Consider the following 22,805-nt stretch of genomic DNA (forward strand, 5'->3'; position numbering starts at 1 on the left):
GGCCATATCGTTCACAGGGGCGCGTGCGGATCAGAAGCGCTCGAAATCGCCGTCGTCCATTTCGTTCATGTCCAGGTCCATCCCGCCGGAGGCGGCGGGCGGCGCGGAGGAGGCGGCGGGCTTGGAAGCCCCCTTGCCGATGGCCGGAGCCTTGGGCTTGGACACCGTGACCTTGTTGGCGGCCGGGACGTAGGCGGTCCCGCCGAGCTTGAAGAAGCTGATGACCTTCTGCAACTGCACGGCCTGGGACGAGAGCTCCTCGGCCGTGGAGGCCACTTCCTCGGACGCGGCCGCGTTCTGCTGGATGACCTTGTCCATGTCCTGGATGGCCGCGTTGACCTGGGTGCCGCCCGCGTTCTGCTCGTTGGTTGCGGCGGATATCTCCTGGACCAGCTCGGCCGTCTTCTGGATGTCGGGAACGATCTGGGCCAGCAGGTTCCCGGCCTCTTCGGCCACCTCGACGCTGGACGAGGACAGTTCGCTGATCTCGGCGGCGGACGCGCCGCTGCGTTCGGCCAGCTTGCGGACCTCGGCCGCGACCACGGCGAATCCCTTGCCGTGTTCCCCGGCGCGGGCAGCCTCAATGGCCGCGTTGAGCGCCAACAGGTTGGTCTGGCGGGCGATCTCCTCGATGATGGAGATCTTTTCCGCGATCTGCTTCATGGCCCCGACCGTCTTGGTCACGGCCTTGCCGCCGGATTCGGTGTCGCGTGCCGCCTTGTTGGTCATGGTGTTGGTGGTCTGAGCGTTCTCCGCGTTCTGGCCGATGGACGAGGTCATCTCCTCCATGGCCGCCGAGACCTCCTCCACGGCCGAGGCCTGTTCGGTGGCCCCGTGGGACAGGTCGATGGCCGAGGAGGCCAGCTCCTCGCTGCCCGAGGTGACCTGTTCCGAGGCCAGGCTGACCTCGGAGACCACGTTGCGCAGGGCCCCGAGCATGTTGGACATGGCCGCGGTCAACTGGCCGACCTCGTCCTTGCTCCGGGAAACGATGTCCACGGTCAGGTCGCCCTCGGCCATGGCGTTGGACACGGCCACGGCCTCGCGCAGAGGCCGGATGATGCCGCGAAGCACCAGAAAGACCACGAGGATGAGGACGCCCATGCCCAGCACGGTGGGGATGAGAATCTTCCAGCGCAGGGAGGAGACCTGGGCGTCCACGTCATCCACGTAGATGCCCGAGCCCACGACCCAGCCCCAGGGCTTGTACAGCTTGACGTAGGAGATCTTGGGAACGGGCCGGTCCGAACCGGGCTTGGGCCACATGTAATTGACGAAGCCCTGACCCTCGGCCTTGGCCACCTTGACCATTTCCTGGAAGAGATACACCCCGTGGGGGTCCTTCATGTCCGTCAGGTCCTTGCCGTTGAGTTCCGCCTTGACCCCGTGGACCACGATGACCTGGTGCAGGTCGTTGATCCAGAAGTACTCCTGTCCATGGTAGCGCAGCTCCGCGACTTCCTCCTTGGCGGCCTTTTGCGCGGCCTCCAGGGTCACGGCCCCGGACTCGGCCTTGGCGGCCCAGGACGCGATCGTCCCGTAGGCCACCTCGACCACGCCCTGCGTGGCCATGCGCTTCTCCTGCATGAGCGAATCGCCCACCACGGGCAGGAAATATCCGAGCAAACCCGCCAGGATCAGGATTACCGCAGCCAGGAAGAAACTGAGGATCTTGCTCTGCAGTCCCCAGTCCTTGAAGTTGAATATACGCATAACGCCTCCTGTTCGCTGAAAATTCCAACGACGACTACAGCGCCGAGCGAAAACCGTGCTCATTACAATTGGTTTTCGCCTGATTCAAGCTTACTATGTTATCGCGTTAGAACAATTATTATTTATCGGAAATTTCAAACAGATGCTTGAGTTCCGGGACGATACGGGCTCCAGTCATTGCCCGCCTGTGGAAGGTGTGTTATGACCGCCCCCTCACACGGCAACAACAGGGAGTCCAAGCGATGAGCGATTTGAAAAAGATGTACCATACCTTGCAGCAGGACCCGTTTCCGGCGGACATGAAACTGACCCTGGGCGACCAGGAACTGGTCTTCAAAAAACGGACCTGGGAGATCGACGGCGAGACCAAGGGGTTGCGCTACGGCGAGAACCCGGACCAGCCCGCCGCGCTCTACGAGTTGGCGCGGGGGCAGCTTGAAGTCGGCGGCGTCAAGTTCATCGGCGCGGGCCAGGGGCTCGTCTCGGCCCTGACCGAGGAGCACATGCTCCAGGCGGGCAAGCACCCCGGCAAGACCAACCTGACCGACGTGGACAACGCCCTGAACATCTTGCAGTATCTTTCCGCCAAACCGGCCGCGCTCATCCTCAAGCACAACAACCCGTGCGGGGCCGCCTGGACCGACGAGGGCGTGGCCGTGGCCCTGAAGCGGGCGTTCGAGGCCGACCGCATCGCCGCCTTCGGCGGGGCCGTGGTGGTCAACCGCACGCTCGACCTGGCCACCGCCGAGTTGATCAACTCCGTATATTTCGAAGTCGTGGCCGCGCCCGCGTTCGACGCCGACGCCTTAGACGTGCTCAAGAGGAAGAAGAACCTGCGCATCCTGGAGATTCCGGGCATCACCGAACTGGAATCCCTGTCCACCACGCCGTTTCTGGACATCAAGTCCCTGTCCGACGGCGGCATGGTCCTACAGTTCTCCTTCCGCAACGCCATCCTCGCCGTCGACGACTTCCTCCCGGCCGAAGCCGAGAAGGACGGCAACGCCTTCGTGGCCCGCGCCCCTTCCAAACAGGAGGCGGACGACCTGCTCTTCGCCTGGGCCGTGGAAGCGGGGGTGACGTCGAACTCCGTGATCTTCGCCCGCGACGGCGTGACCACCGCCATCGGCACCGGCGAACAGGACCGCGTGGGCTGCGTGCTCCTGGCCGTGACCAAGGCGTACATCAAATACGCGGACCTGCTGGCCTCCAAGGAACTGGGCATGTCCCTGTTCGAGCTCAAGCTCAAGGCCATCAAGGACCCGGAGATGAAGGCCAAGCTGGCCGACATCGACAGGCGCACCGAAGAGGCGCGTGGCGGCCTGCCCGGCTCCGTGGTGGTCTCGGACGGGTTCTTCCCGTTCCGCGACGGCGTGGACCTGTGCATCGACCAGGGCGTGACCGCCATCGCCCAGCCCGGCGGCTCCATCCGCGACTTTGAAGTCATCCAGGCGGTCAACGAGGCCGAGCCGCAGGTGGCCATGGTCTTCACCGGACAGCGCTCCTTCAAGCACTAGTTCGAAACGATCGAAAGGGAATGGGCTTCGCCGGGCAGGAGTTCGGCGAAGCCTTTTATTTGGGACGGCGGCCGTTCCCCTTGCGGGAAGGATCGTCGTAAGCGAGTTTCATGACCAGGATGGACGCGGCCAGAACCAGGGTGACGCCGTTGGCCAGGGCCACGGCCAGCGAACCGATGTGGATGCCGTAGACCAGCCAGAGCAGGACCCCCAGGGTGAACAGCAGGTACATGCGCAGGGACAGGTCCGCCACGGAGCGGGTCCGCCAGGTGTGCAGGACCTGCGGGAAAAACGCCGCCGTGGTGCAGCATCCGGCCGCCAGGCCGATGAGTTCCGGATAATCCATCTGCATGTATTTCCCATACGCGCACGGTCTTACGCTGACAACCGTTTCATGCTAACCGAACCCTTAAGCGCAACGAAAAAGAATCGACTGACATATGGCTAAAACAACCCCGCTCGGCCCCTTGGTCCGCCCCGGCACGGTGGTGGAATTCATGCACGGCGACCAGCCCCAGCTCGCCTGGGTGCTCGAGGAATCGTCCGGCAAGCTCCGCCTGCTGACCATCAACAAGCGCGAGATGAAACTGCCCGCCGCCCGGCTGCTGCCGTGGCACGGCCCGGTGCTGTCCGCCGACGCCTCGCGCCAGGATATCCAGAATATCCTCAACGAGCGCCAGGAGGCGCGCGGCGAAATCCAGGCCGGGCTGAACGTCATGGAACTGTGGGACCTGGCCCAGGGCGAACTGGAATCCGCGCCCCTGACCTGGTTCGCCGATCTGCTCTGGGAGGAGTGGGACGAGGACCGGCTGGCCGCGCTGGGCCGGGCCATGCTCCAGGCCAAGACCCACTTCAAGTTCCGCCCGCCCGTCTTCGAGATCTGGCCCGCCGAAAAGGTGGAGCAGAAACTCCGGCAACAGGCCGAGGAAAAGGAACGGGAGGCCATCACCGGCGCGGGCCAGACCCTGCTCAAGGACCTCTGGGCCGCCCACGGCCAGGGCCGCAGGCCGAACCTGCCCGACCTGGACCCGGAGCTGGCCAAAGGGCTTGCCCGCATCCTCAGGGGCAAGGTGGGCGAGAACCTGGACGAGAACGACCGCAAGATATGGACGGCCATCTCCAAGGGGCTGCCCGACGTCCCGCACCTGGCCCTGCTCCTGGCCCAGACCTGGGGCGTGCTGCCCATGCACCACAACTATCACCTGGACGAGGCCGACTACGCCTGGGGCGACGAGTGGTCGCAATCCTTCATCAATGAAATAGAAGAGATAGAAAACAGGTTTTTCAATCAGGCAGAGACGCCGGAGATCGAGGACCTGGTCTCCATCGACGGCAGTACCACCCGGGACATCGACGATGCCTTCCGCATCGAAAAACGCGGCGCGGGCTACAAGCTGTCAATCGTTCTGGCCCGGCCCGAGGCCCACTGGACCTTCGGCTCCCCCCTGGACCGGGCGGTCCTGCACCGGGCCACCAGCCTCTACCTGCCCGAAGGCACCAGCCACATGATGCCCGAACGGCTCGGCACCGGCCAGTATTCCCTGTTGCAGGGAGAGGCGCGTCCGGCTCTGGTCGCGGACTTCTTCCTGGCGGCCGACGGCGCCCTGGACAAAGTCGAGCCGCGCACGGCCTGGGTCCGGGTCAAGGCCAACACCACCTACGAGGACGCGGACCGGGCCATCCGGGAGCGGACCGACGAATCCCTGATGCTGGCCCATGACCTGGCCACCCACCTCCTGGAGCGGCGGCTGGCCTCGGGGGCGTGCGTCATCCGCAAGCCCGAGCCCATCGTCACCCTTACGGGCAGCGGCGCGCAGACCTCGGTGGATATCGAGCTCAAGACGCCCAGCCCGCGCTCGGAGCTGGTCATCAGCGAATTCATGATCCTGGCCAATTCGGGGCTGGCCCTGTGGGCAAAGGACAACGGCGTGCCCCTGCTCCACCGCACCCAGGACATCGCCCTGCCCCCGGAGGCCGCTGGCATCTTCACCGAGCCCGCCGAGATACTGCGTTCGGTCAAGCTGCTCCTACCTCCGACACTGGAGACCGCGCCCAAGCGGCACGCGGCGCTCGGCGTGGCGGCCTACGCGCCGATCACCTCGCCGCTGCGGCGCTACACCGATTTCATCAACATGGCCCAGGTCAGCGCCTTTCTGGCTTCGGGCGAGCCGAGGCTCGACCGCGAGGAACTGGACCAGCTGATCACCCACCTGAACATGCGCATCCAGTCGGTCAGCACGGTGCAGCGGTTCCGGCCCCGGTACTGGAAACTGGTCTACCTGGCCAAGCGCCGCCGCGAGTTCCAGCCCGCCGTGCTGGTGGACGAGGCCGGCCCCATGGCCACCCTGGCCATGCCGCACCTCCAGGTCAACGTGCGCGCGCCCAGAAAGATGCTCGGCGACAAGCTCTATCCGGGCCAGCGGTTCCAGATCAGCTTCTCGCGCATCGACCCGCTGACCAACGAAATCCGTCTGAGCGAGGCCCTGGAGGAATAAGCGTGCTTTTCAACGTGCCGCAAAATCTGTAATATCACGCAGCAATCGCGATTTATCAGGAGAAATCACCATGACCTTCATTTTCTGGGCCCTGCTCGCCTATGTCCTCGGCTCCATCCCCTTCGGGCTGGTCATCGCCAAGTCCGCGTGCGGCATCGACCCGCGGAAGGACGGCAGCAGGAACACCGGGGCCACCAACGTGGCCCGGCTGTGCGGCATGAAGTACGGCATCGCCACCCTGGCCTGCGACCTGCTCAAGGGACTGCTCCCCGTGGTCTTCGCCGCCTCCTGGCTCGAATCCCCGTTCGCCCTGTCCCTGGTCGCCCTGGCGGCCATCCTGGGCCACGTCTTTTCCTGCTTCATGGGCTTCAAAGGCGGCAAGGCCGTGGCCACCACCGTGGGCGCGTTCCTGGGGCTGGCCTTCTGGCCCGCGCTGATCTGCATCGTCCTGTGCCTGCTCATGGTCTGGCTCACCGGGCACGTGTCCATGGGCTCCCTGACCTTCGCCCTGTCCCTGCCCGTACTCATGCTCCTGTCCGGCAACTTCGCCTTCATCCCCGTGGCCGTGGTGGTCATGCTCGTCCTGTTCTGGCGACACAGGGAGAACATCCGCCGCCTGGCCAGGGGCGAGGAAAATCCCTGGCTCAAAAAGGGGTAACCCCGTGCAGAAGGCCTCCCCCAAGCGCTACGCCGTCTACTCCATCGGGGCGTCCATCGTGACCCTGGTGCTGAAGTTCGGCGCATGGGGGATGACCGGCTCGGTCGGCCTGCTCTCGGACGCCACCGAATCCCTGGTCAACCTGACCGCGGGCGTCCTCGCCCTGACGGCCATCACCATCGCTCTGCGCCCGGCCGACGCGGACCACGCCTACGGCCACGGCAAGGCGGAATATTTCTCCAGCGGCATCGAGGGCTCGCTGATCATCGTGGCCGCCTTCGGCATCGGCTACGCGGCCGTGGACCGCTTCCTCTCGCCCCAGGACCTGCGCCACCTCGGCCCCGGCCTGGTCCTGGCCCTGGTCTCCTCGGCCGTCAACTTCCTGGTCGCCCGGATCATGCTCCGCGCGGCCGACCGGTTCGACTCCATCACCCTGGAGGCGGACGCCCGGCACCTGCTGACCGACGTCTGGACCTCGGTGGGGATGGTGGCCGGGCTGGCCGTGATCATCGTCATGCCCCAATGGAAGATCCTGGACCCGATCATCGCCGTGATCATGGCCGTGAACATCGTCTTCACCGGGATCGGGCTGCTCAAGCGGTCCGTGGGCGGGCTCATGGACGACGCCCTGCCCGAAGAGGAACTCAAGCTCATCGCCAACGCCATCCACAGCTACGCGGGCACGGAGTCGTCCTTCCACGGCCTGCGCACGCGCAAGTCCGGGCCCAAGCGATTCATCGATTTTCATTTGGTGGTGCCCGGTTCCATGACTGTGCACGATTCCCATGAACTGTGTGAACTCATTGAAGAACTCATCCACTCCAAGCTGCCCCGCGCCGAGGTGACCATCCACGTCGAGCCGCTGGAATGCGACACCTCCTATGACGGGAGGGACGTGGGCGGAGCCTGCGCGGCCAGTCTTGGCGGAGAATGTCCCATGATGTCGCCTCCTTTGACGGACAAATCGGGCGAGTAGACCCTGCTCCCCCACCTCTTTCGAGGTCCATGGGCCGAGGCCCATGTCTTTTGTCACGTCCTTAACCGGCCCTGGCGCCGGACACGAGGTAACACATGGATATTCTGCTTCAGATATGGGGCGGGTCTTCGTACCTGCTCAACAAGATATGCTTTTCCCGGGCGGAGCGCAGCGCCGCCCCGGAATCCAACAAGGCCTGGCGGCTGCGGTCGTGGGCCATCTTCCTGGCCGGGCTGCCCGCCTGGGTCACCGTTTTCATCCTGGAACACAACTGGATCGCGGCCGCCGTGGAGGCGGGCGGCGCGCCGGCCATGCTCATGGGCTTCATCATCGCCCTGCGCGGCCATGGGCGCGAACCGAGATGGCTCGACTACATGGCGCGCTTCTCGGTGGTCTTCGGGCTGGCGGCAAGCCTGTATGATTTCGGTGGGATAACGACCCTGACGCAGATCTACGAACTGTGCGTGGCCGCCGGATTCCTGATCGGCACCTACTTCTCGGCCAAAGACAACGTGAACGGCTACTTCGGGTTCATGCTCGGGAACCTCAGTTGCGCGGTCCTGATGGGCAGCCAGGGCTATTACATCCTCATGGCCCAGCAACTGGTCTCGCTGATCTTTGTGGCCGACGCCTACCGCGCCCGCCGCAGGGCGGGCCGCGGGTAATGGGCCGGGAAGACCTCAGGCGCCCTGCTTCTCCCACGGGAGGTTGCCGAGGATGGCCTCGACCACCGGCTCCAGAGAGGCGCGGTCCACGGCCACGGCCGGGATGCCCTCGGGGAAGACGCGGGCCATCGCTTCGCGTCCTTCCTCGTCGAGCCTGTCCCACTTGTTCAGGACCAGGATGGACGGGATCTCGGCCAGCTCCATTTCGTCGAGAATGGCGCGGACCGCCTCCACCTGCTCCTCCACCTCCGGGTGGGAGGCGTCGCAGACGAGCACGAGCAGGTCGGCCGAGTCCAGCTCCTCCAGGGTGGCCCTGAAGGCCTCCTTGAGGTCCGGCGGCAACCGGCGGATGAAGCCGACCGTGTCGGTCAGGACCACCTCGCGCTCCTCGGGAAAACGGATGCGGCGGCTGGTCGGGTCCAGGGTGGCGAAGAGCTTGTCCTCGGCCAGGACCTTGGAACTGGTCAGAGTGTTCAGCAGCGTGGACTTGCCCGCGTTGGTGTAGCCCACCAGCGAGACGATGGGCAGCCCGGCCTTGGCCCGGCGCTCGCGGGTCTGGGAGCGGTGTCTGCGGACCTGCTTGAGCTCGGCCTTGAGCCGGGTCAGCCGGTCGTTGGCCCGGCGGCGGTCGATCTCGAGCTTGGTCTCGCCCGGCCCGCGCCCGCCGATGCCGCCCATGAGCCGGGACATGGCCCGGTTCTTTCCCACCAGCCTGGGCAGAGTGTACTTGAGCTGGGCCATCTCCACCTGGAGCTTGCCCGACTTGGAAGTGGCGTGCTGGGCGAAGATGTCCAGGATGAGTTGGGTGCGGTCCAGGATCTTGCGCTCGGTGATCTCGGCCAGGTTGCGCATCTGGGTGGGCGACAGCTCCTGGTCGAAGATGATGATCGAGGCGTTGGCCTGCAACGCCCGGACCTCGAGATCGGCCAGCTTGCCCTTGCCCATGATGAACTTGGGATTGCGCTGGCGCACCCGCTGGATCATGGTTCCGGCCGCCACCAGCCCGGCGGTATCGGCCAGTTCGGCCAGCTCCTCCAGGGAGAGTTCCTGCACCGGGCGCGGGGTCTCGTCCACGCTGACCAAAAGCGCCCGGTCCTCGTCCGAGCCCAGCCCCTGCCCGTCCGCCTGGCGGCCGAACTCGTCCTCGATGGCCGAGGTGATGGCCCCCAGGTCATGGTCGAAGCGGTCCCAGCGCACGGGCGGGAAAAGTTCGTAGCTCTTCTCGTCCGTGTTGGGCGGCAGCAGGTGGGCGGCCTCCACGGCCACCGGAAATCCCTCGCGCACGGTCAGGGAGGCCACGGAGTCCAGCCGCAGGAAGACCATGTCCATGAGGTCCTCCTGGCTCAGGCTCTCCTCGGCCAGGTGGGTGTGCAGCAGGCGCAGGCCGCGCAGACGGCCCGAACTCATGCGCGCCCTGGGCAGCTCCGGGATGTAGATGGACCGGTTGTCGCCGACCAGGACCATGGCCACCTTGCCCTGGCGGTCGATGAGCAGGCCGAGTTGGCGGCCGGTGTCCTCGGACAGCTCGGCCAGTTCGCGGGCCTGCTCGTTGGTGTAGGCCTCGCTGACCGGGAACTGACGCTGGTACAGGCGGGACAGCCGCTTGATCTGGCTGGGCTTCAACCCTTGCAGGTTGCCCTTGGGCTTCTGGGCTATGATGACGCTCCTGGATAAAACGTGTCCGCGGCGGTCCCACGACCGATTTCCGCAGCCGAAAAATTTCTGGAATCCCATTGTCGATCAGGGAGCCGGGACCCTTGATCCCAACTCCCTGATCGGCGTGATTCGACTATGCACCCTCAAACGCCGCGCGGCAATCCCCCCGACGCCGCGCGGCGGACGAAAAACAACGCCTAGGCGTCGTTTTCGCTGAGGTATTTCGTGATCATGGCGTCGTATTCGCTGGTCAGCCGGAAGGTCAGGGTGGCCATCTCCTTGCGGAATTCCAGGGTCAGGCCGCCATGCTCCTCGATCTCCTTTACCACGGTCTCGTAGTACTGGGGATCGGGGACCACACAGATGGAGTGGAAGTTCTTGGCCGTGGCCCGCAGCATGGTCGGGCCGCCGATGTCGATCTGCTCCACCGCCGCCTTGAGGTCCAACCCCTTGGCCACCGCGTCGGCGAAGTTGTACAGGTTGACGCAGACCAGGTCGAAGGGCTCGATGCCGAAATCGCGCAGGGTCTCCATGTGCGCCTCGTCGTCCTTGTCGGCCAGGATGCCGCCGTGGATGTGCGGGTGCAGGGTCTTGACCCGGCCGCCCAGGATTTCGGGGAAATCGGTGACGTCGGACACCGAGGTGACCGGCAGCCCGGCGTCCTTCAGCATCTTCTTGGTCCCTCCGGTGGACACCAGTTCGCAATCCCGGTCCACCAGGAATTTGCCGAACTCGGCCAGACCGGTCTTGTCCGTAACGGATAGTATCGCTCTCTTAACAGGCAACAGATTCATCGCAACCTCACTTGATGTTTTGAGTGCCTGTGCCAGATTTGCCGCCCAAACGCAAGGCGCGGAAGGCCATGGTTTCCGGCGAAAAACCGCCCGACGGGACTCTGGTTTTCCACAGGTGTGTATAACGGGAAAAAGAGTGAATCCGAAAAAACCGGAAAAACCGGGAGTTAGGCGCCCGATGCGCGGCCAGAGTCATACCCCGCGGGGATCGCCTACTATGGACGGAAGATCAACGAAAACAGCACAAAAGCCATTTCCGGATATGGCTCGAGGGAACGGGCGCGCGCGGGGCAAGGGGGATGGGAAGCGGAAAGCAGACAAGACCGTGCGCAGGCTGATGCGCGAACGGTTGCCACGTGGGTGGCGGCCGGGCCGCCGGACGGTCTCAAGGCTGATTTCCCGCCCCGCCTCCGCAAGGGACGCGGGACGGGAAATCAACGGGGAGGGGAGACCGTTGTCAGGACCGGAACTGGTCGAGCATTTCCTTGGCCGGCGCGTTCTCGGGATCCTTTTCCAGGATCGTCTCGAGTTCCTTGACGGCCGCGTCCTTCTGCCCGACGCAGGCGAGGCACCCGGCCAGGGAGTAGCGCACTTCGTGCTTGGCCGGATCGATTTCGAGATAGTTCTCGAGGTGCGGGATGATTTCGCCGATGCGTTCCAGTTCATGGCCGAGCCTGATCAGGCTGAACAGGGCGACCATGTTTTCGGGATTCATCCCGATGGCCTCGACGAACAGGGAAAAAGCCTGCTCCCTGTCGTTGTTCTCCATGCGGATGAGCGCTATCCCGGAAAGACTCTTGTCCGAAGGCGCGATCTTGTGGGCCTTCCTGTACATCAGTTCGGCGTCTTCCAGATCGCCGCGCTGAACGGCGACAGTGGCCAGCCCGAGATACGGGTCCGGATGGACGCCGTTGGAACTGACCGCCTTCTTGTAGTACTCCTCGGCCTTGTCCAGCTCACCCATGAACAGGTAGCATTCGCCGAGTTCCTTGTTGATTTCGTAATCCAGATGACCACTCATAGTTCCCCTCCATTTCTCCTTTGCCCGAGAGCGGGCTGAAAAGATCTCCATGGCCGAATCGGCCGCAACCGATCTAGCAATCAATGTGCCAAAAAGGGAAAAAACGAATTTTCCAGCACGGACACTATTTTCTTAATACGCTGTAATAAATATATTTTCACACAAACCGGCCAGCAAGCTCCAGAGCCTCAATCCTGCCCGAAACCACCCCGGGAGGCAGATTCTACCCTATTTTTATGCCCTGCCCGGACGGCACCGCCCCGAGCTCTTTGACCGGGAGTCTGACGCACGACAGGCCCATTGTCTACAAATTCTCTTCGATTTCAATAAGTTGTTTGATTGGAACGGGAGTTGCTAAGTCTCCTGCGGACTCGGCGGAAAAACATGCCTCCGCCGCCCCCAGGAACGTCACGCGAACGCAGGAGGAGCAAGGAATGCGAGGACTTTTCGAGCATCACCTCAACATAACGGCAAAGGTCATGGACCTGCGCCTGCAACGTCAAAATATCGTCACGGGCAACATCGCCAACGTGAACACGCCGGGCTACAAAGCCCGCCGCCTCGAATTCGAGAACCAGCTCCAGGCCGCCTTGAACCAGGACGGACTGGGCAAGCTGACCCGCACCAAGCAGGACCACCTGCCCGCCACCTTCGACCCCGACGGATTCAAGGGCGAGGGGCTGGACGATTTCCGGGGCCGCGAGGTCTGGGGCCAGGACGAGGTCAACCTGGAAAAGGAAATGGCCACCAACACGAAGAACACCATGATGTACAATGCCCTGGCCTCGGTCATCAAGAAGAGCTTCGACGGCATGAACAGAGTCATCCAGGAAGGGAGCAAGTAAATGGATATCATGACCGCCCTCGACATCGGCGCGTCCGGGCTCTCGGCCCAGCGGGCGCAGCTGAACGTCATTTCCATGAACATGGCCAACATCCGGACCACCAAGACCGAGGCGGGCGGCCCGTACCAGCGCAAGTCCGTGTCCTTCGAGGCCACACCGGTCTACTCGCCCTTCGACCAGGCCATGCAGGACCAGCTCAACCGCAACCTGGAAGGGGTCAAGGTGCTCGGCGTGATCCGTGACGAGCGTCCGTTCAAGCAGGTCTACGACCCGAACCATCCGGACGCCAACGACCAGGGCTACGTGTTCTACCCGGACATCAACGTGGTCGAGGAAATGGCCAACATGATGCAGGCCATGCGCGGATACGAGTCCAACGTCCAGACCATCGAAAGCGCCAAACGCATGTTCCAGAAAGCCCTGACCATCGGGCAGAGCTAGGAAAAGGAGAAGAGCAAATGGTCGTCAAAAGCGTCGCATTCAATGCCTATCAGAACGCCATGGACCTCCGCCGCCGCACGGTGGACTCCACGGTCTCCCAGAGTCTCAGGAAGCCCCAGGCACCCGCCACCAGCTTCCAGGACACCCTCAAGTCCTCCCTGGTCAAGGTCAATGACCTCCAGGAGACCAAGGAATCCATGATCAAGGAATTCGCCTCCGGCAAGACCCAGAACGTGCACGAATTGATGATCGCGATGCAGAAGGCGGGCATGGCCATGCAGATGACCGGCGCCGTCCGCTCCAAGATCATGACCGCGTACAAGGAAATCATGCAGATGCCCTTCTAGGCGTCGCAGCAACCGGATCACACCGCCACCGCAAGCTGGAGAAATAGAAGATGCCTCCGTTCGTCGACGAATACTGGAACAAAATGCAAGGGCTCTGGACCGACCGCACCGTGTCCCAGCGCATCCTCATCGGAGGATTGGCCGCCGCCGTGGTCATCTCCTTCGCGCTGATGATCTACTGGATGAACAAGCCGGACTACCGGGTCCTGATGACCAACCTCTATCCCGAGGACGCGTCCCGGGTCGTGGGCATGCTCCAGGCCCAGAAAGAGGACTACAAGCTCGAGAACAACGGCACGACCATCATGGTCCCGGCCGACCGGGTCTACGAGCTGCGGCTCAAGGTGGCGGGTGAAGGCAACCTGCACGGCCAGGGCATCGGCTTCGAGATCTTCGACGAGGTCCAGATCGGCCAGACCGACTTTGTCCAGCACGTCAACTACCAGCGGGCGCTCCAGGGCGAACTGGCCCGCACCATCACCGAATTTCCCATCGTGGACAAGGCCAGGGTGCACCTGGTCATCCCGCAGAAGTCCCTGTTCATCGAGGACCAGATCCCGCCGTCCGCGTCCATCGTCCTGCAGCTCAAGGGCGACGGCAAGCTCGAGCCCGACGAGATCCAAGGCATCGTCAACCTGGTGTCCATGGCCGTGGAAGGGCTCGAACCCAAGAACATCACGGTCACGGACATGAAGGGGCACCCCCTGTACACCCCGCAGGACGAGGCCTCCGGCCTGGCCATGTCCAACGCCCAGCTCGAACACAAGGCGGGCGTGGAAAGCAAGCTGCAACGCCGCATCCTCGAGCTGCTCGGACCGGCCGTGGGCCCGGAGAAGGTCATCGCCCGGGTCAACGCGGACCTCGATTTCAGCCAGCGGACCGTGCGCAAGGAGACCTACGATCCGGCCAGCGCCGTGGTCCGTTCCGAAACCCGCAACGAGGAGACCACCAACGGCGCGGCCAACCTGGCGGGCGGCGCGCCCGACACCAACTTCCGGGGCGACGGCTTCACCGGCACCCAGACCACCCAGGACTCCACCCGCGAGTCCCGGACCACCAACTTCGAGATCGACAAGCAGGAAGAAAATATCGTAGCCCCCGTCGGGGAATTGAAACGTTTGACCGTTGCGGTTATCGTGGACGGGACGTGGCAGGCTGACGCCGACGGCAATCAGGTCTACGTGCCCCGCACCGCCGAGGAGATCGACCGCATCCGCACCCTGATCGAGAACGCGGTGGGCTTCGACGAGGCGCGCGGCGACACCATCGAAGTCAGCAACATCTCGTTCGGCGAACCGCAGCTGGCCAGCGGCGATTCCCTGATGCGGACCATGCTGGAATACGCCCAGCGGCTGGGCAAGCCGTTCCTGAACGGACTGCTGATCTTCCTCTTCCTGATCCTGGTCGTCCGCCCGGTGGTCATGGCCCTGATCCGGCCGAGGGTCGCCGAGCAGGAGATCGAGGAGATGGCCGGGCTGCCCGGTTCCGAGCGCCTGGCCCTGGAGGACGACGAGATGGACGAGGAGGCCCTGGACACTTCCCGTCGGCTCGAAAACGCCAAAAACCACGCCATTCAGCTGTCCGACGAGAACATCGACCAGGCGGTCCACCTGCTCAAAACCTGGCTTACCCAGGAGGCGTAAGAAATGGCAGACTTCACCGGCCCCCAGAAAACGGCCATCGTGCTCCTCTCCCTGGGAGAGAAGTTCACGGCGGAGGTGTTCAAGCGCATGGAGCGCAACGAGATCGCCGCCGTGTCCAAGGCCATGCTCGAAACCGACTCCGTGCCCAAGGAGGAGGTCCTGGAAGTGCTCAAGGAGTACAACGAGTCCCTGGCCTACGGCGCGGAGCTTCTGGTGGGCGGGCCGGAACAGGTCAAGCGGTTGCTGACCCAGTCCCTGGACGCGGAGACCGCCAAGTACATCATGGATTCCCTGGACCTGGACACCGGCCCCACGCCGTTCCAGGAGCTGGAGAACGTCAGCCCGCGCATTCTGGCCCAGATCCTGCGCAACGAGCACCCGCAGACCCTGGCTCTCATCCTGGGCCACCTGCACCCGGACCAGGCCGCCGAGCTCATCCAGAACCTGCCCGCCGGCGTGCGCGCCGAGGTGCTCATGCGCCTGGCCAAGCTCGAGGCCGTGGCCGAGGAGATGCTCATGGAAGTGGACAAGGTCCTGCAGAGCCAGCTCATCGCCATGGGCGGCAAGGAAGGCAAGAAGGTCGGCGGCGTCAATTCCGTGGCCGAGATTCTCAACGCGGTGGACCGCAACACCGAGGAAGAGGTCCTGTCCGAAATCGAGGAGGAGTCCACCCAGATGGCCGAGGACATCCGCAACCTCATGTTCGTGTTCGAGGACGTCAAGGGCATCGACGACATCGCCATCCGCGAGCTGCTCAAGGAGGTCTCCAACGAGGACCTCACCGTGGCGCTGAAGGGCGCCAGCGAGGACCTGCGCGAAAAGTTCTTCAAGAACCTGTCCGAGCGCGCCTCGGCCATGATCAAGGAGGACCTGGAGATCATGCCGCCCAAGAAGCTCTCCGAGGTGGAGGCCGCCCAGCAGTCCATCGTCAAGACCGTCCGCCGCCTGGAGGACGAGGGCAAGATCGTCATCAGCCGAGGTGGCAGCGATGTCTTTATCTAAGCTCCAGCCCCACCGTCCGCGCATGACCGGCAAGGTCGTGGTCGGCATGGACACCCCCGGTCCGGATGAAATGACCATCCAGGAGCTGGAGGGCAAGCGCCAGCTCATCTGGGACGACTCGACCAACGAGGAGTATTTGGCCCGCGTGCGCGAAAAAGCCCGCGAGGCGGCCAAGGAGATCAAGATGCTGGCCGAGCTCGAGGCCGAGGCCCTGCGCGCCACGGCCCGGCACGAGGGGTTCGCCCAGGGCATGGCCGAGGCCCAGGATTTCGTGGACCAGCACATCCAGGACGTCTCGGCCAAGGCCGAGGCCCTGTTCGCCCAGCTCGGGGCCCAAGGGAGCGACATCTACGAGACCAGGCGGCAGGACGTGGTCACGCTCATCCGCCTGGCCCTGAAAAAAACCCTCAAGGTGGAGCTGGACGAGAAGCGCGGCCAGGCCCTCGAAGTCCTCATGGCCGAGGCCCTGGAGCGCATCGAGTCCCAGCGGCGGATCGAGATCCGCTGCAACCCCGAGGAGACCGCCGAACTGGACGAGTTCGTCAAGATCATCCAGGACCGCAACCCGACCCTCAAGTACTGGACCGTCAAAGGCGACGCCTCCATCGAGATGGGCGGCGTGGTCATCGAGGCCGAGGGCGGCAAGGTGGACAATACCATCGACACCCGCTGGAAGCTGGTCGAGCCGATCTTCGACCGACTGGCCGAGCAGATCACCTCGGGGAGCAAGGAGTAGGCATGGACTCGCGGCTCGGACTGCTGGAAGAGCTCGATCCCTGCCAGACCTTCGGCAAGGTCACCAAGGTGGTCGGCCTGATCGCCGAGGGCCACGGCATCAAGGCCCCGCTCGGCTCGGTCTGCTATCTCCTGCCCACGGGGCACGACCCCATCCCGGCCGAGGTGGTCGGCTTCCGCGACGGAGCCTGCCTGTTCATGCCCTATTCGGACATGCGCGGCATCGGACCGGGCTCGCTCATCCAGAACGCGGCCACCCCGCCGCACGTCCCGGTGGGCTCCGCCCTGCTCGGCCGGGCCGTGGACGCCTTCGGCGACCCCCTGGACGGCAAGGGCGCCATTCACGCCGAAACCTACGCCCCCCTGCACCGCGAGCCGCCCAACCCGCTGGAGCGCCCGCGCATCAACGAGCCCCTGGACGTCGGCATCCGCTCGGTCAACGCCCTTTTGACGCTGGGCAAGGGCCAGCGCGTGGGCATCATGGCCGGTTCCGGCGTGGGCAAGTCGACCACTCTGGGCATGATGGCCCGCTATACCAAGGCGGACATCAACGTCATCGCCCTGGTCGGCGAGCGCGGTAGAGAGGTGGTCGAATTCATGGAGCGCGACCTCGGCCCCGAAGGCATGGCCCGGTCCGTCCTGGTGGTGGCCACGTCGGACAAAAGCCCGCTCATCCGCATGCGCGCGGCCTACGCGGCCACGGCCATCGCCGAATATTTCCGGGACCAGGGCAAGGACGTGCTGCTGATGATGGACTCGGTCACCCGCTTCGCCATGGCGGGCCGCGAGGTCGGCCTGGCCGCCGGCGAACCGCCCACGCGCGGCGGCTACACCCCGTCGGTCTTCGCCCACCTGCCCCAGCTCCTCGAGCGCGCGGGCAAGAACCGCGAGGGGTCCATCACCGGCATCTACACGGTCCTGGTGGACGGCGACGACTTCACCGAACCCATCGCGGACTCCACCCGCTCCATCCTGGACGGGCACATCGTCCTGACCCGCGACCTGGCCGACATGGGCCACTATCCGGCCATCGACGTGCTCAAGTCCATCAGCCGTCTGCGCAGCGACATCACCACCAAACAGGCCCAGGCGGACGGCCGCGCCCTGCTGCGGCACATGGCCACCTTCAAGCGCGTGGAGGACATGGTCAACATCGGGGCGTACCAGAAGGGGGCCAACGCCGAGGTGGACAAGGCCATCGCCATGGTCGGGCCCATCAACCGATTCCTGCGCCAGCTGGTGGAGGAGCAGGAGCCCCTGGACGGCGCGTTCGCGGCCATGCACGAACTGGTGGGCGAGGACGCCGCCCCGACAGCCCCCAGAAAGCCCGCCGCCCCGGCGGCCAAGTCGCGGCAGCAGCTCAAAAAGGTGGCCCGCCCGAACGGGACGTCCCCGGCCAACATCAAGGTGAAGGCCCGCTAGAATATTCCGAGAAACTTCTTGCGCCCGGACTTGCCGGACTCCTCGTCCCCGCCGGACGAATTGTCCAGGGCCGAGCCCACGCCCCTGACCACGCTCTTCACCCCGCCGAGCACCGTGCCCACGGTGTCGACCACCACGCCGCCCAGCGCCTTGACGTACTCCTGGATCGAGACCCAGTAGCGCGGCCTGTCGATGGTTCCGGTCACGTGGATGGGGACCATGACCCCGATGAGGTTTTCGGACGACTTGCCGCCCTGCCCCTCGCTCGTGGGCACCAGCTTGGCCCGGACCATGTAGTCGATCCGGCGGGTGACCAGGGAGACCGCGCCGTGCCCGTCGGCGCGCAGCCCCGGGGCCTTGACCTCCAGGTCTCTGTTGCGGACCACGCCGTCCAGGACGGTCCCGGTGCCCGAGATGGAGCCGAACCGGGTGGAGCCGGTCTCCCCCTCCACCGTGCCCTGCCTGTCCCGGGCCGAATGGGTGGACCGGGCCAGGCCGATCAAATCCACGCCGGGAAACACCCCGTCCGACAACTTGAAGGAAAAATCGCCGCCCAGGGTGCCCAAGATATCGCGCACGCGCTGACCCCGCGCGCTCAGGGAGGAATCGTAGTCAGCCACACCCGCGTACTCGTCCTTGCCGGTCACATCCCGGGCCAGACCGGCCACGTCCAGGTGGGCCACCACGGTGCGGGTCCGGGTCACGGGCACGCCGCTGCGGGCGTCCACCGTGCCGGTCAGCCTGATGGTCCCGCCGTAGGCCTCGGCAAAGAAGGGATCGACCGTCACCAATCCGTCAACACCGCTTGCCGCCACGGCCACGTTGCTGAAAAGCGCCCCGCCGAGCTTGAGTCTGGCGACCTTGGCGTCCAGGCCGAAATCGAGCCGCCGGAGGACTCTCCCGGGCAGGATCGTGGCATCAGACAGGCCGGCCCCGGCAGCCCCATGCCCGGATGGCAGATAGCGGTCCAGATCCAGGTCGCCCACGTCCACCTGGGCCGTGATCCGGGGCCATTCGCCGCTCCGCTCCACCGTCACCCGGCCGACAATGCGGGTCCCGTCCACGGACAACTCCATATCCTCTATGACCAGTCGGCCGGGCTTGAAATCCACCCGGGCCGTGCCGTCCGCCTCAATCCGTGTCTTGATGTCGGGATGCCCGCAGTCGAAACGAGCGGACAATTTGACCGGAAACAGCCCGTCCTTGCCGACCGCGCCCGCTGTCACTTCCAGGCCGTTCAGGGCGAACCGGACGTCCGTCCCGCGGTCGTCCCAGGTCAGTTCGCCGCCGGTCACGGACACGCCCGCCAGGTCCACCAGGTCGAAGGACCGGCCGCGATCCCCCTTTCCGCCCTTCCCCGGTTCGCGCCCCACCAGGTCGTCCCAGTTGGCCCGGCCCTGCGCGTCGCGGCCCAAATTCAGGACCGGCCCGTCCAGTTCCAGTTCCCCGAACCGGACCTTGCCCGTGAGCAGGGGCAGGAGGCGCACGGTCACCCGGGCCGAACGCACTGAAACCATGGGCCCGGCCCCGAACCCATCCGCGTTGCTCAGGGAGAGCCCTCCCAGCCGCACGCCCGGGCTCGGGAAAAACGTCACCCCGATGTCGCCGTCAAAGGTCAGGGCCCTGCCCGTCTCCTTGAGCACGGCCCGGCTGATGCGGTCCTTGTAGTCGTTGGGATCGAACACGGCCATGAAGACCACGGCCGCGACCGCACACAGGACAAGGCAGACACCAAGGCCGATCAGCCCGAATTTCAGGAGGCTGCCCATGGTCCGCCCCTTTGCGGAATATCCCGCTATTTTTTCAGGAGGTTGCGGATGGCCAGCAGTTCGTCGCGCACTTCGCACAAAATGTCGCTGTGCTCGCGGCTGCGCAGTTTCTTCTTGGCTCCGTCGATGGTCAGCCCCTCGTCATACAGGAGCCGCTTGATCTCGCGAATGATTTCCAGGTGCTCCTCGGTGTACAGCCGCTGGCCGCTCTCCGTGCGGATCGGGTCGATCTCGTCGAACTCGCCCTCCCAAAACCGGAGCACGTAGGTCTTGACCCCGATGGCCTTGGCCGCCTGCCCGATCTTGTACCGCTTGAATTCCTGCAAATCTTCCATCCCCTACGTCTACCAAATACCCCCGCCGCCTTCAACTATGTTTGGGAGGAAGATGCCTCCCCCTTCCCCCCTGGCCGCCCCCCAACCCCCTCTCACCCTCCCAAACTTTTTATTGCCGCTTCGCGGATGGTGCGAGCTTGGAACTATCCTCATTCACTCACACTTCCGTGCACGCACGGCCTTGCCGAAGGCACATAAAAAGTTTTGGAGATTCTCAAGAACCTTTTTCAAAAGGTTCTTGAGCGGGGTCCGGGGCAGCGCCCCGGCCGCCGGAGGCATCCGTACAGCACAAAAAAGGCCCCGTTCCTTTCGGAGCGGGGCCTTGGCGTTCTTGTTCGGGCGGCTAGAACCGGATGGGCAGGTTCTTTTCCAGGGCGTCCAGGATGTTCTTGTGTTCCTTGTCGATCTGCTTGTCCTTGAGGGTCTTGGTCGGCGAGCGGTAGGTCAGGCGGAAGGACAGGTTGCGTTCCTCCTCCTGGCCTTCGGGCACGAACTCGGCCACGAGCTCCACGGACTCCAGGATGTCCACGCCCGCGGACAGGATGGTCTCGCGGATGGCGTCGGCATGCAGGGTCACGGGGCCGATGACGGTTACGTCGCGGCGGCTGGGCGGGAAGACCGGCAGCGACTGGAAGTTGATTTTGTGCGCATCGACCATGTCGCGCAGGCCGTCCAGGTTGAAGTCGGCCAGCCAGACGTCCTTGCGGGCGTGGTAGTAGTCGGCCATTTCCTCGCGCACCCGGCCGATGACGCCCACGGGTTCGCCGGACACGGCCACCCGCACGCAGGGCGTGAGGTAGGGGTGCTCGCCCTCGGCCATGGTGAAGACCGGGGCTTCGAGCTTGAGGGTGTCGGCCAGCAGGTGCTCCACGTGGCCCTTGATGTCCAGGTAGTCCACGTCGCCGTGTGCCCAGGGCCATTCCTCGGCGTGGCGCGGACCATAGAGCAGCATGCCCAGCCGGGTCTGCTCGCGGGTCTCGGTCTCGGAGGTCTCGTCAAAGACGAACTGCTTGGCCACCTCGAACAGGCGGATGTGGTTGTTGCCCTTGGACAGGTTGTTCTTGAGCGCGCCCAGCAGGCCGGGGGCGAGTTCGGTGCGCATGACGTTCTGTTCCTCGGACAACGGGTTGGCGATGAACACGCGGCCCTCTTCGGGCAGGGAAAGGCGGTCGAGGTCGTCGGAGCCGGTGAAGCTGTAGTTGATCGCCTCGTTCAGGCCCACGCCGCGTCCCCACAGCTTGACCCGCCTGATGAAATCGTACACCGGGGTCCCGGCCACGCCCTCCAGGGACTTGGCCACCTTGGGAAGCACCGCCGGGATGCGGTCCAGGCCGTAGACGCGGCCCACTTCCTCGTACAGGTCCACCTCGCGCTCAAGGTCCAACCGGTGGGACGGGGAATTCACGGTCCAGTTGTCCGGATCGGCATCGTCCACGGTGCACCCTTCAAGCTCGAAGACCTTCTTGGCGAAGGCCGGTTCCAGGTCCAGGCCGAGCAGGGACATGCACCGTTTGTGGCGGTAGCCGTGGGTGCGGTCCTGCCAGGGCCGGGGCTCGTTGGAGACCACGCCCGTAAGCACGGTGCCGCCCGAGGTCTCGGCCATGAGCTGGGCCGCGCGGTCGATGCAGAACCGGTTGAGCTGCTGGTCCACACCGCGCTCGAAGCGGTAGGACGCCTCGGAAGGCAGGGCCAGGCGGCGGGCGGTCTTGCGGATGGTGCCGGGACGAAACACGGCGGCCTCCAGCAGGACGTTGGTGGACCCGGCGTGCATCTCGGTATTGGAACCGCCCATGACGCCGGCCAGGCCCACAGCCCGCTTGCCGTCGCGGATGAGCAGGTCGTTGGCCGTGAGCGTGCGCTCCACGTCGTCCAGGGTGGTGAACTTCATGCCCTCTTCGGCCAGGGCCACGCGCAGCGTGGAGTCCTCGACCCGGTCGAGATCGTATGAGTGCATGGGCTGGCCCAGTTCGAACATGATGTAGTTGGTCACGTCCACGATATTGGAGATGGGACGCTGGCCCAGGGCGAGCAGCTTGAAGCGCATCCAGTCCGGAGCCTTGCGGGTCTCCACGCCCTTGATGACGCGTCCGTTGAAAAGCGGGCAGTACTCGGGGTCGTCGATCAGAATCTTGATCTCGTCCGCGGCATTGCCGCCGCCCTCGACCAGGTTCAGCTGAGGCATGGTCAGGGGCAGGTCGAAGGCCAGCGCGGTCTCGCGCGCGAAACCGAGGATGGAAAGACAGTCGGCGCGGTTGGGGGTGATGTCGAAGTCGAAGACCACCCGCTCCAGGTTCAGGGCGTCCACCAGCTTGTCGCCGACCGTAAGCGAGTCGTCGAGCACCCAGATGCCCTCGTGATCCTCGGAAAAGCCCAGTTCGCGCTCGGAGCAGATCATGCCCATGGACTTGACGCCCCGGAGCTTGGCCTTCTTGATCTTCATGCCGTCGGGCATGGTCGTGCCGACCATGGCCACGGGCACCTTCTGGCCCTTGGCCACGTTGGGCGCGCCGCACACGATGGTCAGGGTCTCCGGGCCGCCCACATCCACGGTGCAGACCGACAGGTGGTCGGACTCGGGATGAGGCTCGCGCTCGGCCACAAAGCCGACCACGATGTCCTGCACGGCCTCGAAGGGATCGGTGATGCCGTCCAGCTCAAGGCCGAGCATGGTCAACTTGTCCCCCAGGACCTGGATATCCCCCTCGTAGGGGACGAATTCACGCAACCAATTCAAGCTAACTAACATGAGTGCCTCCGGCGGCCGGGGGAAG

The 22,805-nt window shown here is 64.7% G+C and carries 20 protein-coding genes; 12 read left to right on the top strand and 8 right to left on the bottom strand.

The features are described 5' to 3' along the window. Nucleotides 1-30: 30 nt before the first annotated feature. Complete coding sequence (locus BerOc1_RS03085; protein WP_071544242.1) at nt 31-1,713, bottom strand: methyl-accepting chemotaxis protein; 1,683 nt, start codon at nt 1,711-1,713, stop codon at nt 31-33. 242 nt (nt 1,714-1,955) lie between these two features. On the opposite strand from BerOc1_RS03085, the gene BerOc1_RS03090 reads away from it, so the two are divergent. Continuing rightward, on the top strand, nt 1,956-3,230 hold the full coding sequence (locus tag BerOc1_RS03090; protein WP_071544243.1) for an IMP cyclohydrolase: 1,275 nt from the start codon (nt 1,956-1,958) through the stop codon (nt 3,228-3,230). Nucleotides 3,231-3,285: 55 nt separating this feature from the next. Here BerOc1_RS03090 and BerOc1_RS03095 read toward each other — a convergent pair whose 3' ends face one another. After that, the gene (locus BerOc1_RS03095) at nt 3,286-3,582 is read right to left on the bottom strand and encodes a SemiSWEET family sugar transporter (protein WP_207503285.1); all 297 of its coding nucleotides are present in this window, start codon (nt 3,580-3,582) and stop codon (nt 3,286-3,288) included. An 88-nt stretch (nt 3,583-3,670) separates the two neighbouring features. Here BerOc1_RS03095 and BerOc1_RS03100 point away from each other — a divergent pair, with 88 nt between their 5' ends. From BerOc1_RS03100 to BerOc1_RS03115, 4 genes are all read left to right on the top strand, one after another. After that, nucleotides 3,671-5,725: a ribonuclease catalytic domain-containing protein gene (locus BerOc1_RS03100; protein ID WP_071544244.1), complete on the top strand. Its 2,055-nt coding sequence runs from the start codon at nt 3,671-3,673 to the stop codon at nt 5,723-5,725. 70 nt (nt 5,726-5,795) lie between these two features. Next, nucleotides 5,796-6,383, top strand: coding sequence for a glycerol-3-phosphate 1-O-acyltransferase PlsY (gene plsY, locus BerOc1_RS03105; protein WP_071544245.1), 588 nt, complete (start codon nt 5,796-5,798; stop codon nt 6,381-6,383). 4 nt (nt 6,384-6,387) lie between these two features. Further along, on the top strand, nt 6,388-7,359 hold the full coding sequence (locus BerOc1_RS03110) for a cation diffusion facilitator family transporter (protein WP_071544246.1): 972 nt from the start codon (nt 6,388-6,390) through the stop codon (nt 7,357-7,359). A gap of 95 nt (nt 7,360-7,454) precedes the next feature. Then, a complete protein-coding gene (locus BerOc1_RS03115) occupies nt 7,455-8,024 on the top strand; it encodes a hypothetical protein (protein WP_071544247.1) in 570 nt (189 codons plus the stop codon). Nucleotides 8,025-8,039: 15 nt separating this feature from the next. Here BerOc1_RS03115 and hflX read toward each other — a convergent pair whose 3' ends face one another. From hflX to BerOc1_RS03130, 3 genes are all read right to left on the bottom strand, one after another. Next, on the bottom strand, nt 8,040-9,758 hold the full coding sequence (hflX, locus tag BerOc1_RS03120; RefSeq protein WP_242652837.1) for a GTPase HflX: 1,719 nt from the start codon (nt 9,756-9,758) through the stop codon (nt 8,040-8,042). 119 nt (nt 9,759-9,877) lie between these two features. Further along, nucleotides 9,878-10,474: an IMP cyclohydrolase gene (locus BerOc1_RS03125; protein ID WP_071544248.1), complete on the bottom strand. Its 597-nt coding sequence runs from the start codon at nt 10,472-10,474 to the stop codon at nt 9,878-9,880. Nucleotides 10,475-10,931: 457 nt separating this feature from the next. Further along, on the bottom strand, nt 10,932-11,495 hold the full coding sequence (locus BerOc1_RS03130; RefSeq protein ID WP_071544249.1) for a tetratricopeptide repeat protein: 564 nt from the start codon (nt 11,493-11,495) through the stop codon (nt 10,932-10,934). Nucleotides 11,496-11,929: 434 nt separating this feature from the next. Between BerOc1_RS03130 and flgB the strand changes: the two genes are divergently transcribed. The 7 genes from flgB to BerOc1_RS03165 are packed head-to-tail and all read left to right on the top strand — an operon-like array spanning nt 11,930 to nt 17,930. Continuing rightward, nucleotides 11,930-12,340 (top strand): flagellar basal body rod protein FlgB, encoded by a 411-nt coding sequence (flgB, locus tag BerOc1_RS03135; RefSeq protein ID WP_071544250.1) that lies wholly within the window; start codon nt 11,930-11,932, stop codon nt 12,338-12,340. Further along, nucleotides 12,341-12,781 (top strand): flagellar basal body rod protein FlgC, encoded by a 441-nt coding sequence (gene flgC / locus BerOc1_RS03140; RefSeq protein WP_071544251.1) that lies wholly within the window; start codon nt 12,341-12,343, stop codon nt 12,779-12,781. A gap of 17 nt (nt 12,782-12,798) precedes the next feature. Continuing rightward, nucleotides 12,799-13,128: a flagellar hook-basal body complex protein FliE gene (gene fliE, locus BerOc1_RS03145; RefSeq protein ID WP_071544252.1), complete on the top strand. Its 330-nt coding sequence runs from the start codon at nt 12,799-12,801 to the stop codon at nt 13,126-13,128. 50 nt (nt 13,129-13,178) lie between these two features. Next, complete coding sequence (fliF, locus tag BerOc1_RS03150) at nt 13,179-14,771, top strand: flagellar basal-body MS-ring/collar protein FliF (protein WP_071544253.1); 1,593 nt, start codon at nt 13,179-13,181, stop codon at nt 14,769-14,771. 3 nt (nt 14,772-14,774) lie between these two features. Then, on the top strand, nt 14,775-15,773 hold the full coding sequence (fliG, locus tag BerOc1_RS03155; RefSeq protein ID WP_071544254.1) for a flagellar motor switch protein FliG: 999 nt from the start codon (nt 14,775-14,777) through the stop codon (nt 15,771-15,773). Then, nucleotides 15,760-16,509 carry a FliH/SctL family protein gene (locus BerOc1_RS03160; protein ID WP_071544255.1) on the top strand — a complete coding sequence of 250 codons (750 nt, stop codon included), beginning with the start codon at nt 15,760-15,762 and terminating at the stop codon, nt 16,507-16,509. The genes fliG and BerOc1_RS03160 overlap by 14 nt, the downstream gene beginning before the upstream one ends. Before the next feature lie 2 nt (nt 16,510-16,511). Next, the gene (locus BerOc1_RS03165) at nt 16,512-17,930 is read left to right on the top strand and encodes a FliI/YscN family ATPase (protein WP_071544256.1); all 1,419 of its coding nucleotides are present in this window, start codon (nt 16,512-16,514) and stop codon (nt 17,928-17,930) included. Here the strand turns inward: BerOc1_RS03165 and BerOc1_RS03170 are convergent. The 3 genes from BerOc1_RS03170 to pheT form a co-directional block, all read right to left on the bottom strand. Then, nucleotides 17,927-19,699, bottom strand: a complete 1,773-nt coding sequence (locus BerOc1_RS03170; RefSeq protein WP_071544257.1) for an AsmA family protein — start codon at nt 19,697-19,699, stop codon at nt 17,927-17,929. The two genes, BerOc1_RS03165 and BerOc1_RS03170, sit on opposite strands and share 4 nt — an antisense overlap. A gap of 26 nt (nt 19,700-19,725) precedes the next feature. Continuing rightward, nucleotides 19,726-20,034: a MerR family transcriptional regulator gene (locus tag BerOc1_RS03175; RefSeq protein ID WP_071544258.1), complete on the bottom strand. Its 309-nt coding sequence runs from the start codon at nt 20,032-20,034 to the stop codon at nt 19,726-19,728. 343 nt (nt 20,035-20,377) lie between these two features. Continuing rightward, entirely contained in the window at nt 20,378-22,780 is a 2,403-nt protein-coding gene (pheT, locus tag BerOc1_RS03180; RefSeq protein WP_071544259.1) for a phenylalanine--tRNA ligase subunit beta, read from the bottom strand. Between the last annotated feature and the right edge of the window lie 25 nt (nt 22,781-22,805).

This window comes from Pseudodesulfovibrio hydrargyri (assembly GCF_001874525.1).
GTDB classification, from domain to species: domain Bacteria; phylum Desulfobacterota; class Desulfovibrionia; order Desulfovibrionales; family Desulfovibrionaceae; genus Pseudodesulfovibrio; species Pseudodesulfovibrio hydrargyri.

Excerpts from the sequence above, each read along its gene's own strand:
- flgC (WP_071544251.1), top strand. The coding sequence starts at position 12,341 with ATGGATATCATGACCGCCCTCGACATCGGCGCGTCCGGGCTCTCGGCC.
- BerOc1_RS03165 (WP_071544256.1), top strand. The coding sequence starts at position 16,512 with ATGGACTCGCGGCTCGGACTGCTGGAAGAGCTCGATCCCTGCCAGACC.
- fliG (WP_071544254.1), top strand. The coding sequence starts at position 14,775 with ATGGCAGACTTCACCGGCCCCCAGAAAACGGCCATCGTGCTCCTCTCC.
- BerOc1_RS03085 (WP_071544242.1), bottom strand. The coding sequence starts at position 1,713 with ATGCGTATATTCAACTTCAAGGACTGGGGACTGCAGAGCAAGATCCTC.
- fliE (WP_071544252.1), top strand. The coding sequence starts at position 12,799 with ATGGTCGTCAAAAGCGTCGCATTCAATGCCTATCAGAACGCCATGGAC.
- hflX (WP_242652837.1), bottom strand. The coding sequence starts at position 9,758 with ATGGGATTCCAGAAATTTTTCGGCTGCGGAAATCGGTCGTGGGACCGC.
- fliF (WP_071544253.1), top strand. The coding sequence starts at position 13,179 with ATGCCTCCGTTCGTCGACGAATACTGGAACAAAATGCAAGGGCTCTGG.
- flgB (WP_071544250.1), top strand. The coding sequence starts at position 11,930 with ATGCGAGGACTTTTCGAGCATCACCTCAACATAACGGCAAAGGTCATG.
- BerOc1_RS03170 (WP_071544257.1), bottom strand. The coding sequence starts at position 19,699 with ATGGGCAGCCTCCTGAAATTCGGGCTGATCGGCCTTGGTGTCTGCCTT.
- BerOc1_RS03090 (WP_071544243.1), top strand. The coding sequence starts at position 1,956 with ATGAGCGATTTGAAAAAGATGTACCATACCTTGCAGCAGGACCCGTTT.
- BerOc1_RS03115 (WP_071544247.1), top strand. The coding sequence starts at position 7,455 with ATGGATATTCTGCTTCAGATATGGGGCGGGTCTTCGTACCTGCTCAAC.
- BerOc1_RS03125 (WP_071544248.1), bottom strand. The coding sequence starts at position 10,474 with ATGAATCTGTTGCCTGTTAAGAGAGCGATACTATCCGTTACGGACAAG.
- BerOc1_RS03130 (WP_071544249.1), bottom strand. The coding sequence starts at position 11,495 with ATGAGTGGTCATCTGGATTACGAAATCAACAAGGAACTCGGCGAATGC.
- plsY (WP_071544245.1), top strand. The coding sequence starts at position 5,796 with ATGACCTTCATTTTCTGGGCCCTGCTCGCCTATGTCCTCGGCTCCATC.
- BerOc1_RS03095 (WP_207503285.1), bottom strand. The coding sequence starts at position 3,582 with ATGCAGATGGATTATCCGGAACTCATCGGCCTGGCGGCCGGATGCTGC.
- BerOc1_RS03100 (WP_071544244.1), top strand. The coding sequence starts at position 3,671 with ATGGCTAAAACAACCCCGCTCGGCCCCTTGGTCCGCCCCGGCACGGTG.
- pheT (WP_071544259.1), bottom strand. The coding sequence starts at position 22,780 with ATGTTAGTTAGCTTGAATTGGTTGCGTGAATTCGTCCCCTACGAGGGG.
- BerOc1_RS03175 (WP_071544258.1), bottom strand. The coding sequence starts at position 20,034 with ATGGAAGATTTGCAGGAATTCAAGCGGTACAAGATCGGGCAGGCGGCC.
- BerOc1_RS03160 (WP_071544255.1), top strand. The coding sequence starts at position 15,760 with ATGTCTTTATCTAAGCTCCAGCCCCACCGTCCGCGCATGACCGGCAAG.